The organism is Motilimonas sp. E26 (assembly GCF_021278025.1).
In the GTDB taxonomy this organism is placed as follows: Bacteria; Pseudomonadota; Gammaproteobacteria; order Enterobacterales; family CBDFNC01; genus Motilimonas.
The window spans coordinates 44,597-57,883 of record NZ_JAIBHJ010000020.1; the positions used below are offsets into that span (position 1 = coordinate 44,597).

Below are 13,287 nucleotides of genomic sequence, written 5' to 3' on the forward strand. Positions count from 1 at the left end.
ACAACATATCAAATGCGTATCTCCTGTAGGTGAATAAATCATATGTCCATTGCTACTAAGTTATTGCTAACGTTAATCAGTGTATTTGCCTTGGTATTGGCGTCGTCCACCTTTTATCAATACCGCCAAGAGAGTGCTTTACTGCATACCGTATTAAGCGAGCAATTACAGGATAAAGCCAGTAATTACTTTGACAGCCTAAATATGATGATGTTGACCGGCACCATGGCACAAAAAGAGCAACTGCGACAAAAAGCGCTCACCCAAAATGGCATTGAGCAAGTACGAGTAATCCGTGGCGAGGCAGTTAACAAGCTTTACGGTGCTGGTACAACAGAGCAGCAGGCCCAAGATAGCATAGACCAGCGCGCACTTGCGGGAGAAACCATAGTTGAGCCCATAAACACCAGCTGGGGCAATGGATTAGTGATAGCTCTACCAATGAAAGCCAGTAGCGATTATCGAGGAACCAACTGTCTCGGTTGCCATCAGGCCAAAGAAGGTGAAGTACTAGGGGTCATACGTTTAGAATACAACCTTTCCCACATCAACAAATTAATGAGCCAAAGCGCACTCATTGCCGTTATCATTATGAGCGTTATCGCCATTATTGGTTTTATGGTTACCATAATGCTTATCCGCAAAATCATTATCAAACCGATTCGCCAGACGTCAAACTTCATGTCTCAGGTAAGCGAAAATAAAGAATTATCTAAACGACTCACACTGTCACAAAATGATGAAATTGGTCAGCTTGGCGTTGGCATAAACTCGCTATTAACAACCGTAGAACAAAGCTTACAACAAGTTAAAACTACGTCTAATCAACTGGTTGACTCCGCACGCCGCCTCACTCAAGTCTCTAGCACCACAGATAATGCGGCAAGTAATCAAATGCAAGAAACTCAGCATGTACAAAGTAATATTGCAGAAATGCAGCAACAACAGCAGCATGCAAGTGATGCCACGCAACAAGCCTCACAGCTCGTCACCGAAACCACCAATACAATAGCAACCAGTGCCCAACAAGCTCATAGTGTCAGTGGTGAAATCAATGGCTTGGTTACACACATTGATGATGTAAAGCAACGTATCAGTCAACTTAATCAACAAACAGAACAAGTGTCATCTATTTTAGCAACCATCAAAGGTATTGCTGAACAAACCAATTTACTGGCATTGAATGCTGCCATTGAATCCGCTCGCGCTGGCGAGCAAGGCCGTGGTTTTGCCGTGGTTGCCGATGAAGTGCGAGTATTGGCAAGCCGCACCAGTGAAGCCACTGGTAACATTGAAAATATTATTAATGAATTTCAACAAGGCAGCATAGCTTCATTACAAGCTGTCGATGATGTAAGTGATTCCGCACATCAACGTGCAACAGACATTGAAGCCCTTTCCCAAGCCATGAGTGGTGCCATGCAAGCAATGCAAGATATTCTAAATCATGCCGAGCAAATCAAGCAGCAAACGTTAACCACCTCTCAAGTAAGCGAACACGTTCAAAGCCAAATACTCATGATCACCGAACACGCCAATGACACGTCACAATCGGCCAGCGAAAGCCGTGATATTAGTTTAGAGTTAGAACAATTATCAGAGCAGCTAGAACGGCTGTTAGCACAGTTCTCTCTTTCAAAAACAGATACTTAAAATATATTTAGCATGATTTGTTCATTGCTAATCAGTGAAGGCCTATGCATTCTATGGGAGCGAAGCTGGCACCCACAGAATGCGCCATACATAAGCTACATTGCAGCAAAATATTCTCTCGGCCTATTTTCCCACCCCATTAATTAAACAAACGCCAACTAGTAACGCCACCACGCCCATGATTTTATAGCCATCTATCGTCGAAACTGGCAAACCAAACCAGCCAAAATGACTGATCACCATGGCAATAATAATCTGCCCTGCCAGTGCGTAAGCCATCATATTACCAACGCCCATTTTTGGGATCAGGTAATAAAATAACGCCACACCTAGCGCACTAAGCGTGCCACCAAACCAAAGTGGTAATGGAATATTACGTAACACCTCGCTTGTAGGCCAAACCTTGTTTGACCATAACAATACACAGCTAACCAATACACTACTCAGCAGAAAGGCAACCGCAGTTGCCATCAAAGAATTCTTTAACAGCATACCAAGTTGTGCATTCATGCCACCTTGGGTGGCAATAGCCGCCCCCGCAATAAAAGCTAATACCGGAAGATAAGCCATCTTAGCCCCCTATTTTCTAATCACAAACTCTGCCAATGAAGGACGCACTTTAGCTTGCTGAGCATTTTTATCATCAGCATGACGATAGCCGATCGGACAAATGGCTGTGGCTGTTAATCCGAGTTCGCCTAAACCCAGTACCTGATTAAAGCCTGCTACATCGAACCCCGTCATCGGACAGGCATCAATATTTAACAAGGCGGCGCTGGTGACTAAATTGCCCAATGCAATAAAAACTTGCTCTGCAGCCCACTGTTGTTTCTGCTGTGGCGATTTTGCCGCAAGGGCACTCGATAGGTGATCGCGATAGTTAGTCAATGCATTCGGATCGGCTTGTTGCCCATTGGCTTTAACATAATTCTCAAAATAGCGCGCAACCGTCGTCTCGCCAATATCTGTGTCGGCAGCTAGCACCAATAAGTGCGAGCAGTCAGCAACCTTATCTTGACCATAAGCATGGGCAACCAGCTGTTGTTGTAATGCTTGATTTTTTACCACTAATACACGATAGGGCTGTAAGCCGTAGGAAGACGGGCTTAATACTATCGCGTGCAGTAATTGTTCCAGTTGATCTTCTGTGACAACTTGATCAGAAAAACGTCTAACAGCGTAACGCCAATTTAAAGCGGTAAGTAAAGTCATCTATTTATTCCTTCTGTAAGGTTGATAAGATCATCTTAGCGAGAAGCAAGAGCGCGCTCATTTACATAGGTTGACGAAAACAAAATATTTAACTAAACCCGAAATCTGGATACATTTTCCCTAACAAGACATTCTTGTTGACGAAATGTTCAAGCTGAATGACTTTTGAATTAAAGGATTACGCAGATTTACACTTTACTCTGGGCAAGCTAATCTGCCGCTATTTGTTTACGGATCCGACTTAATTGCGTAGGCGTGACCCCCAAATGTGACGCTATTTGATATTGGGTTAAACGCGCCGCCAACTGACTATGTTCGGTCAGAAAGCGTTGATAACGCTGGCTAGCATCGGTCAACACCAATTCAATCTCACGGGCATCTTTTTCTAGTAGCCAGTTTTTTTCTAAATAGGCGATCTGAAGTAAAGCCAAGTCATGATGCCGCGCCAATAACTTGCGATAAGCAGCAAAGTCAATTTCAATGATCAGGCTCGGCTCAAGTGCAGCAATAGTGACCTGCGAAGGAGCCTTGGTTAACAACGCGCTCATCGAACCAGGGAACTCGCCCTCGATGAAAAATTTTTTATTGTATTCCACACCTTTCTCATCAAGAGCATAAGCACGCACTAATCCTTGGTAAACAAAAGCAAAAGTACTTGGTGTTACACCCGCCTCGTATAACACTTGCCCTTTGTTTAAACGGCTTAGCCGCACAATATTTTGCATGGCTTGCCAAGTTGTCTCTTCAAGTTTGTGATATTGATTAAGGGCTTGCTTTAATGCCGCTAGCGCCAATGTTTTATCATTTAAACTGATCATAATGGTATTACCTGATAAACGCAGCGCCTGGCCCCTTCGATAATATGTTCGGTGCGAGTCACGGCTGCTAAATCTTGAAAAAGAGACTGGAAAATACTGAGTTCAGAGCGACAAAATCCCATACAAGCAGTCGCCGCCGCACAGATTGGACAATGGTTTTCTAGCAACAAATATCCCTGCTCATTTTGCTCCACACTGGCCATATAACCTTCTTGCGATCTTAACTCAGCTAATTTGTCTAAACGGGCTTTAATCGTATTTAAGGGTAAGATACGCGCTTGATATAAAGCAATTGAATCCGCTTCTCGCTGCGCAATAAGTTTATCTAAGCCTTCCTCACCAAATACTTGTTTTACCGAAATAAGCAGCTGTACTGTCAGCTCTTCGTGGCGGTCTTCAAAGTGGCGCTGCGCGGCAGGTGTCAGTTGCCAAAAACGGGTTGGCCTACCACGCGGGGCTTTTTCATCATAACTGACTAATTCGCCTTCTTGCTCAAGTTGTTGCAAGTGCTGACGTACACCCATAGTGGTCATTTCCAGCTTCTCAGCCAACTGTTTCACTGTCATATCACCACACTCCTTCAGCAATTCAAGTATGGTACGACCGGCTTTTGCTAACTTACTCATGCGACTCCACTGCAACGGCTTGTCTATGCTAAGTATTATTTCGTGGCAATAAAATTAAGTAAAGTTTTTTGTTTACTTAATTTTTATTTGCCGTTAACTTAAATATTAAATAAACAATTTACTTTACTTAATAACAAATGAGAGGAAGCAACAATGGTAAGATTAGAGCATTTAAACTTAGTAATACGCGATATCCCGCGCGCCTTAACCTTCTATCAAGCAGCCTTTCCAGAGTGGAAAATTCGCGACAGTGGTCAGTCAGAGTGGAGTGGCAAGCCCAGAAATTGGGCACACTTTGGTTGTGATGATTTATACATCGCCTTTGCCGACAATGGTGATCAGGATGGACGTGATTTAGCTGGCCATCAAGTGGGATTGGCTCATTTTGCGTTTGAAACCAATGATATTAAAGGGGTAATAGCAAGGCTAACTGCTGCTGGGTTTGAAATTGCCAACCCAGGTGTCGTGCATCCCTATCGACAAAATGTGTACTTTATCGATCCTGATGGCCATGAAGTCGAGTTTGTACAGTATTTTAGTGACTTAGTGGCGCAGCGTAATTCAACGGTAGAATAATAGCCTCAGCTTTACCAAGCCTGTTGTTAACGAATAAAATCTATTTTGCTCATTACTGGATGATTAACCCAGTAATGAGCAAAGTCTGATCAGACTCGCTCATAAGCGTAATGATCGACACCAAAACTAAACACCACTTTGAGCATAAATAAAATACTAACCAACATCAGCCAACTCGGCAGTGCTAGCGCGACAATCAGAATCAAGCCGTAAGCAATTAAGTTAGCGGCAATAAATAACTGATAGCGATACTGTTGTAATAAGTTAACGATAATTGCTGCTGCAATCGTGTAGGCCCAAATGTAACCCATCGCCAGTATCGGCTCACCTAATAACCAAGCTACCGCAATGAGGTGAAAATGAATGGCGATAAACAGCCAGCGACCAGATGCGCGAGCACCATAAAACTGACTGGTACCCCGAGAAAAATTAGCAATGCAACCCGCCAAAATATCGGCTATCAATAACCAAGCAATCACACTTCGCCAAAGACTCAGCTCCGCTATAGGAGTATAAAGCAGCCCATAAATTAAGCTCGACCCCAACAATGCAAACAACACAACGCCAATCACTTCCAGCCAAGTTTGCCGCTCGCCAAAAACCTCATGTAATGATTTCGGAACAATAAATGTTTTCATGTTATCTACTCTGTGAAATGAGTCTACCGACAAAGCTGCATCTGTCTCATTAACCCTTCTCTCGGGCTACCATCAGCTGCAACAAGTTAGTCATATTGATAAAGCTCTAAGGGTAAGCCATCGGGATCTTGAAAGAAGGTGAACTGCCTACCTGTGTATTCATCGATCCGGATCGGCTCAACGACCACCTGCTGCGCCTGCAAATATTCCGCCACTGCAACAACATCATTTACCTTAAACGCCAAGTGCCTAAGCCCCTGCGCTTCTGGTCGGCTTGGTCGAACGGGTGGGTTGGGAAAAGAAAATAGCTCTAGCTGGCCACCATCAGGTAGCTGTAAATCCAATTTAAACGAGTCACGCTCTGCGCGATAGTGCTCAGCCAAAATAGGTAACTGCAACACTTTGTGATAAAAATGTTTGGAAACTTCATAGTCGGCACAAATAATCGCCACGTGATGAATACCAGCCAACATGCCTTACCCCCAATCAGGAAAATTCACACCATATCATTTAGTGCACTAGTCATCTATTGACGAATCGTCACAAACTATTATAAGGTTGATGATAACAGTTTACATTTGATTTAGATATTACAACTTAATTACTTCGCGTAAAACCAAGGCTAGGTCAATAAACAAAAATAGATTAATAAAAACAACAAATTAAACATAAGCAACACAATGGAATATCACTTTCCACTTGATAGTTATTTACAACAAATTAAATATAAAGGCACTTTATATGTTGAAATCGACCAGCCTAACTCAGCTCTTGAAGGTAACATTAGTGCCCTCAGTCGTTGGTATTCTATCAGCCTGTGGCGGTGGGGGTGGCGGCTCAGAACGAGAGCCTGTCACACCCGCTCCAGTCACACCCGCTCCAGTCACACCAACTGCAGCACCACTGCCCGCTCCATCAGCATTTAATTTTACTGATATCAGTGCCGTACCCGATCAAACAGGTCAATTTCTGCTTAGTTGGCAAACATCAGAATATGCCGAGCAGTACGATGTTTGCTTAAAACAAGACTCGGTAGATACCTGCCAAGTTGTGATAACCACACCAAAAAATCAAGTGAATCTAGCAGCTCATCAAACCAAAGCGATAACGACTCCCACCTACTTCATCCGTGCTAGCAATGCTACAGGCCACAGCGATTCAAATGAACTCAACATCGACCTCGCTCAGCTGATTCAGTCAAGTGTGAAAGTGCAAGCATCCAATGCCGAGCTAAAAGATACTTTTGGCCAGTACGTCAGCCTAAGTAAAGATGGCAATACATTAGCTGTTGGCTCACCAATGGAAGATGGTGAAAATGAATCTCTCAATAATAGCGGAGCGGTTTACGTTTACACTCGACAGCCCAATGGCACTTGGCAACAACAAGCGTACCTAAAAGCCAGTAATGCCGGAAACTGGGACTGGTTCGGTGCCAGCCTTAGTCTTAGTGATGATGGCAACACCTTGGCGATAGGCGCCATTGGCGAAGCTTCAACTAGCGCGGATAAGCCAGAAGAGAATCTCGCGGATGTTGCAGGTGCCGTCTATATTTTTGAGCGAAATAACAACAGCTGGCAACAAACCCAATACCTTAAGGCAAGCTCTAACATTGAGTTTAATGATAGCTTTGGTTACCGAGTTGAGCTAAGTGGTGATGGCAACACCCTAGCCATTGGCGCAATTGGCGACGATGCCGCCAATGCTACTGAACCAGCTGATAACAGCCTAGAAGACTCGGGCGCGGTATACATATTCCGCCGCCAAGCAGACAATGGGTGGCAAGTAGCACAATATCTAAAACCTAGCACACTAAGACGTTATGCCAATTTTGGTGCGAGTATTGCGTTAAGTAATAATGGTCAAGTTTTAGCTGTGGGTGCGCCTTATGACTCTATCCCTGAGCATAGATATACTGGACGGGTGTTTATCTATCATGCCGATAGCAATGATTCTTGGCAGCTTAAAAGTGCATTTGCTTCCGCTGCACCTGGGCCAAATCAGTCATTTGGTTTAGACCTCGATCTTAATAGTCAAGGCTCAACCTTAGTCATCGGTGCTGATGGCAATTATCAGTGGGCCGAAAGTGGTGCATATGTCTACGAATACGCTGGAACAAACAATTGGCAGCATAGCCAAACGCTAAAAATAGCGGATCTCAGCACACTGAATAAGTTCGGTAGCAGTATTAGCTTGAGTGATGATGGTCAGTTTCTCGTTGTTGGCAACAAATCAGACCATTCAGGGCAGATTGAAAACCCAAGCGACACCAGTGCAGAAAATTCAGGTGCAGCCTATTTGTTTAAGCGGCAAGGTAATGGCTGGGATGCCGGCACATTATTAAAATCAAAAGAAACGCAGGCTTCTGCTTTCTTTGGTAAAAGCTTAGCACTAAGTGGTGATGGCAGCACTCTCGCTGTAGGCGCAGACGGTACCGAGAAGTATAATGAAGACACAGCCAGTGCTATTGCTGACACAGCGGGTGCAGTATACGTTTATTAATTGTAAATAAATGAAATAGCCTAAGCTTGGATAAATAGCTACGAGCTAGATCCAAGCTTAGGTAAGCTAAATATTATTAAGCTTTTTGATAAACCATCACGATGCGATCTAAATACAGCTCGTCGGTTACCACGTTCACCGTACGTACTAAACGGTTATCAATGCATTCAAGCCATTCTGCAATAATGGTGTCGCCATCGTCATAGCGCAAAGCCACACCATAGTCATTTGCAGTTGGCTGCGCCCAGTTAGGTATTGCTTCAGCCACTAGAAAAGCTCCCTCTCCTTTTAGCACAACCGTACCATTAAAGGGCTCAACCTCTGATTCCAGCACGCCTTCTTGATCATACCAAGTAATACTAGGTTTGCCGGTTTTCACTTCCGTAAAAGCGCCATTATCAGCAATAGTTAAAGTTAAACCATTAACCGTTTTTATTTGCCCTACCAGCTCACCCGCACGACCATTTAACCAATTGCCAACCCCATTTGGGTCGGTATCCTCACCAATAAAAGCCACCTCACTATTGATCGCCACACTGCCGATTAACACCCAGCTGCCCACTAAACTTGTTAATTCCATCACTCACCTATTAATTCATCTAATGAATAAATTTCCTTAACAGCTAACGTATTTTCCAGCTGTTTGGGGTTAAACCATACACCCTTCATCCCAACCTCAAGAGCAGGTAACACATCACGGGTTAGATTATCACCGACCATGGTTATTTCGTTGGCCGCCACGCCTAGCATAGTGGCAATAGTGCGGTAATACTGTGTTGATGATTTAGCAAACCCCACATTATCGGGGCAAAAGTAGCCGGTGATATAAGAACTTAAACTGGTGCGCTTAAATGCAGCTTGCACCAATTCGGGACTAGTATTTTCAGCCCCCGTAGCAACATAAACTGCGGCCGTTTGCGAAATCGCAGCGAGCAACGACGCAGCCCCTGGAACTTCTGCAACTTCAGGCCAATCTTTCATGTGCCCTGGTTGACTCAGATCATCCACCATTAAGGTGTCGCCCCAATCAAATAAATAAACTTGTTTCATCACTACTTCCTGCCGTATATCCGAACCGGATAAAGGTGAAATATATATCATTGTTAAAATTTTTATTGTCAATTAATATAGACTCAAATTTTGATATTTACTTGACCTCTAAACTCATGGTCCGTTCATTAGTTGGTGAAAAAATATTTAACTAATTAATTTAACGGATTATTTTCCATATTACACCTCAGCTTTGCTGATTAGGATACTAAATGTCGTCTAATGCACGCAGTAAAAAAAAGTCATCTAGCACCATTAATGAAGTTATGGAACAGGCGGTTAACACGTCTAAACGCCGTTCGACTAGCGCAAAAACAGTCAACAAAGAACAACAGCAAGTGTCCAGCTCCAAGTTTGCTAATATTCAATCAAATACCTTTTATGGCATCATCTTAGATCCAAGCCTGACACCTACCGATAAGAAAAATGCGGTATCACAAGCACTTACATTTGCTAACAACAAAGACGATGCCAAAGAAAAGCTCGAAGAATTCAACCAGTTCAAAGAGTTTTTACAACACGAACGCAAACGTATGGCGCAGGAAATTATTGCCCTAACCGACACAGGTGCGTTTTCTGAACTTAAAACCGTATACGACGAGATCAATAACGCCCTGATCTCATTTGAAAGCAAAATCACCCCATTAACTGACATCGTTGATGCGGTTTACACCCTACGTATGAATGGCGTCACCTTTGATGTATTTAGAGAGATTGCTGAAGATAAAGAAGCCGAAGCCGAATTGGCAGTGCTGCGCGAGGCGCAAGAGCAAGAGTTAGCAAGTTTAACCAAAACCCTGCAAGAGAAAAAAAATCAAATCGCACTATTGAGCGAAGATAAATCTTGGTTTGGCTTTGGTAACATCACGCAGGCATCACGTGAGAAAATCGCATTATTGCAAGTTGAAGTGGAAAACCACAATAACGAGTTAGCCACACTAACCCAAGCCATGGCAACCACTCCAGAGCAACCACAAAAAGAATCTAAGCTAGTTGAATACGCAGAACAAAAAGCCAAGCTGCGTGAACTATTAGATATCTCGTCTACCGAACATAAAGACCGCCAAAAGGCGTTAGTAACCGCAGCACAAGACTTTATTCAAACTACAGAAGTACGTGTCGGCACCGTATCTGAGCACTTTGACATGATGAATGGTCAAATTGATAACCTTAATGAAGCTAACTTTAGTATGCGTGAAATGTACGCCATCATTAACGACGCCACCAAAGAAGCGGACAGTCAAAATGAGGCTTTACGTGACAGCTTACAGCCAGCCGATGCAGAAGAAGGTGATATTGAACGTATGACCCGAGAGCGTCATAAACGAGACCTAGAAAATCATATTAAAGCGTTAGGTAGCTCCGCAGTTGACACCACTACAGTGCTGGCAGAATTAACCAGCTCAGGTCATCGCATTAAGTCAATGCAAGATGCCAACGATCAACAAATTTCTAAAACTCGTCAACTGCATAGTTCCGGCGTTGCCGGCGTCGCCGACCAGTTAAGCACAGTGTTACAAGCTGTCTCGTCGGCAGCGCTCGGTGAGTCATCAGAAATGGCCCGTATGTCGCTTGAACGCATGCAGCAAACCACCACAGCATTAGGCCAAAAAGAAGTGATCCGCGTCGCGCTTGGCACGCAAGAGCAAAATAGTGAGTTAAGCAAGGCCTTGGAAGATCTAGAACAATACGGTCAAGTGATTGAAACAGCGACCAGTATTACTCGTGACGGCCTATTAGAAACTAAAGACTTATTAAGCCGCTTAGAAAACACCGCAAAAGACGTTCAGGCCAGCGTACAAGAGTCAATTTCAGTAGCCGCTGACGTTACTTCGGGAAAATATGACGACGAGCAACAAGCCGAGCAACCCCAGAAACAAGCTGAAACTAGCCCGTTCGGTTTTTAAGCCTCAATCGCCTAATCAGTAGCTCTAATCAGGGCTACTTTCTTCCCTATATCCAAGAGGTAACCTATGCCACAGAATAACCATTTAATTCGCGGGCGCGACAAACTAGCTCAACAGCCCGACTTTCAGCTTGTTGGTCGTGATAAAGAGCTCAAGCAACTGGCAGGTGTACTAATGCGCAAACAAGCCAACAGTGTACTCCTTGTTGGCACCGGTGGAGTGGGTTGCTCAGCCCTTTGCTTAGGTCTGCAAGCCAGTAAAAACGATAGCGAAGCTTCATTTGATATTATTAATAAACGCATTTATTGGCTAGACACAGATGGCTTGTTTGCATCTGGTGATCCAAGTGCTATGAATGAGCATTTTCAGAAGCTATTACGTACCCTGAGCCGCTCCAAAGAATCCATCTTGATCATAGAAGACGCACGTGACTTTATTGAAGCGGCACGCAACAACGGTTGCACTAACTTTATTAATGCCTTGGTTCGTGAAATTCGTATGAATAAGTTTCAAGTAATTTTTGAAACCCGTGATGATGACTTAGAAGTGGTATTAAAATGCCATTCCGACATGCGTGAATATTACACGATGCTCGATATCAAAGAGCCCGCTCATGAATCACTGACTGAAATTATCACAGTAACCAGTAAGCGCTTAGAGCAACACCATAAAATCACCATCAGCGAAGACGCGATAGCAACTGCGATTGATTTAACCAACAAATACCGCGTTCGTGAAATGAGCTTAAGCCGTGCCCAACCTGAGCGAAGTTTAAATCTACTTGATCGTGCGCTCACTACTTATCGCCAACGAGCCCACGCGGCACCAGCTGAATTAACTCAACTGAATCAACAATTAAGCTTAATTGAAGCGGCTATCGCTGGCGATGAAAGCAGTGAATTTTTGCATGTCCCTACTGAACAACTATTGAGTAAAAAATCAGAGCTACTACAGTTAATCAGCCAGCAACAAGAGCAATGGCAATCCATTCAACAGCAATTACGAAAATGCTATAAAAACCAAAGAGATGGTGAAGAAGGCTTAATTGAACTTGAAAATGCCCTGCTCAAACAACAGGAAGTTGAACAAGCCCAAGGTGACACCAAACCTGAACCAGAAACGCTTGATCAATTTCGTTCATTTTCTGCTTCATTAGCGGCAGGTTTTGAATCTGAAGCTATCAGCAAAATCCGCGCTGAAATTGCGCAAATGGAAGCTTACGTCAAAGAAAATAAACAAGCATTTGAGCAACTAACTCGTCAAGTTAATGCTAACTTGTGTCTCGATGTTGATAGCGTATTAGCAGAATTTAGCGCTATTTCTGGTATCGCAACTGACAAGCTCAATCAAGATGAGCGCAGCAAACTGCTGAAAATTCACTCCGTGCTTAACTCACGGGTTTATGGACAAGATCATGCTGTAGACCAGCTTGCCGATGCGGTGCGCGTCGCTCGTGTGGGGTTAAAAGATCCAGAAAAGCCACAGGCTTCTTTTATGTTCTTAGGCCCCTCAGGCACAGGTAAAACAGAGCTAGCTAAGGCCCTTGCCGCCGCGTTATTTGATGATGAACGCGCGTTGTTACGTTTCGACATGTCGGAATATATGGAAAAACATGGCGTGGCCAAGCTCATTGGCGCACCACCGGGTTATGAAGGTTACGAAGCTGGCGGTATTTTAACCAATTCAATGCGCAGCAACCCTAGAGTGATTGTATTGTTCGATGAAATGGAAAAAGCACATCCAGATGTTTTTAATGTGTTACTGCAAGTGCTTGATGATGGAAGATTAACTGATAACCGAGGGTTAACTGTATCCTTTGGTGAAGCCATTATTTTAATGACCACCAATATTGGCCAGCCAAACTTCCTCGATGAGAACTTAAGCTTTGATGAGGCCGTGAGCGAAACCATGAAAGAGCTCGATCAGGTGTATCGCCCCGAATTCCTTAATCGCTTTAATGGCCGTGAAAACATTGTTTGTTTTAACCGCTTAGATTTAGCTGTAGTTGAAAAAATTGCCCGTCGTGAAATCGATAAGCTTAATCGCCAAATTAAAGCCAGTGGCAAAAATATCAATATTAATATCAGCGACCAAACCTTAGCTGACATTTGTCAGGATATTTACGTGCCTGCTATTGGTGCTCGTGGCTTACCAGGTTATATCACAACTCGAATCAAACCTGCAGTTGCCAATACCTTACTGCAAACGCCTGATGCTGAAGGTGAAATGCTGATCAAATACGACATTACAACCAAGCAACTCAATATTTCGGCGCCGACCAAACAAGCGGTTCTTAATCCGGCTTAAC

At 43.7% G+C, this 13,287-nt stretch carries 13 protein-coding genes; 5 read left to right on the forward strand and 8 right to left on the reverse strand.

All coding sequences use genetic code 11. From position 1 onward, the window contains the following. Positions 1-42: 42 nt before the first annotated feature. Positions 43-1,653: a methyl-accepting chemotaxis protein gene (locus tag K1M91_RS15555; protein ID WP_232803107.1), complete on the forward strand. Its 1,611-nt coding sequence runs from the start codon at positions 43-45 to the stop codon at positions 1,651-1,653. Positions 1,654-1,776: 123 nt separating this feature from the next. Here K1M91_RS15555 and K1M91_RS15560 read toward each other — a convergent pair whose 3' ends face one another. From K1M91_RS15560 to K1M91_RS15575, 4 genes are all read right to left on the reverse strand, one after another. After that, positions 1,777-2,223: a DMT family transporter gene (locus K1M91_RS15560; protein WP_232803109.1), complete on the reverse strand. Its 447-nt coding sequence runs from the start codon at positions 2,221-2,223 to the stop codon at positions 1,777-1,779. A 9-nt stretch (positions 2,224-2,232) separates the two neighbouring features. Continuing rightward, the gene (locus K1M91_RS15565; RefSeq protein ID WP_232803115.1) at positions 2,233-2,865 is read right to left on the reverse strand and encodes an NAD(P)H-dependent oxidoreductase; all 633 of its coding nucleotides are present in this window, start codon (positions 2,863-2,865) and stop codon (positions 2,233-2,235) included. 209 nt (positions 2,866-3,074) lie between these two features. Further along, complete coding sequence (locus tag K1M91_RS15570) at positions 3,075-3,683, reverse strand: Crp/Fnr family transcriptional regulator (RefSeq protein WP_232803117.1); 609 nt, start codon at positions 3,681-3,683, stop codon at positions 3,075-3,077. Continuing rightward, the gene (locus K1M91_RS15575; RefSeq protein ID WP_232803118.1) at positions 3,680-4,309 is read right to left on the reverse strand and encodes a metalloregulator ArsR/SmtB family transcription factor; all 630 of its coding nucleotides are present in this window, start codon (positions 4,307-4,309) and stop codon (positions 3,680-3,682) included. The genes K1M91_RS15570 and K1M91_RS15575 overlap by 4 nt, the downstream gene beginning before the upstream one ends. Positions 4,310-4,462: 153 nt before the next feature. Between K1M91_RS15575 and K1M91_RS15580 the strand changes: the two genes are divergently transcribed. Further along, positions 4,463-4,885 carry a VOC family protein gene (locus tag K1M91_RS15580; RefSeq protein ID WP_232803119.1) on the forward strand — a complete coding sequence of 141 codons (423 nt, stop codon included), beginning with the start codon at positions 4,463-4,465 and terminating at the stop codon, positions 4,883-4,885. A gap of 89 nt (positions 4,886-4,974) precedes the next feature. Here the strand turns inward: K1M91_RS15580 and K1M91_RS15585 are convergent, their stop codons facing one another. Then, a complete protein-coding gene (locus tag K1M91_RS15585) occupies positions 4,975-5,523 on the reverse strand; it encodes a hypothetical protein (RefSeq protein WP_232803121.1) in 549 nt (182 codons plus the stop codon). 86 nt (positions 5,524-5,609) lie between these two features. Continuing rightward, positions 5,610-5,996: a VOC family protein gene (locus tag K1M91_RS15590; RefSeq protein WP_232803123.1), complete on the reverse strand. Its 387-nt coding sequence runs from the start codon at positions 5,994-5,996 to the stop codon at positions 5,610-5,612. A 268-nt stretch (positions 5,997-6,264) separates the two neighbouring features. Between K1M91_RS15590 and K1M91_RS15595 the strand changes: the two genes are divergently transcribed. Continuing rightward, complete coding sequence (locus tag K1M91_RS15595; RefSeq protein ID WP_232803126.1) at positions 6,265-8,022, forward strand: FG-GAP repeat protein; 1,758 nt, start codon at positions 6,265-6,267, stop codon at positions 8,020-8,022. Positions 8,023-8,098: 76 nt separating this feature from the next. On the opposite strand, the gene K1M91_RS15600 is transcribed toward K1M91_RS15595, so the two are convergent. Continuing rightward, the gene (locus K1M91_RS15600; RefSeq protein WP_232803128.1) at positions 8,099-8,602 is read right to left on the reverse strand and encodes a hypothetical protein; all 504 of its coding nucleotides are present in this window, start codon (positions 8,600-8,602) and stop codon (positions 8,099-8,101) included. After that, entirely contained in the window at positions 8,602-9,072 is a 471-nt protein-coding gene (locus tag K1M91_RS15605; protein ID WP_232803130.1) for an HAD family hydrolase, read from the reverse strand. Before K1M91_RS15605 ends, K1M91_RS15600 begins: the two co-directional genes overlap by 1 nt. 212 nt (positions 9,073-9,284) lie before the next feature. Between K1M91_RS15605 and K1M91_RS15610 the strand changes: the two genes are divergently transcribed. Further along, positions 9,285-10,979 (forward strand): hypothetical protein, encoded by a 1,695-nt coding sequence (locus K1M91_RS15610; RefSeq protein ID WP_232803138.1) that lies wholly within the window; start codon positions 9,285-9,287, stop codon positions 10,977-10,979. A 66-nt stretch (positions 10,980-11,045) separates the two neighbouring features. After that, complete coding sequence (locus K1M91_RS15615) at positions 11,046-13,286, forward strand: AAA family ATPase (protein ID WP_232803140.1); 2,241 nt, start codon at positions 11,046-11,048, stop codon at positions 13,284-13,286. Position 13,287 lies beyond the last annotated feature (1 nt).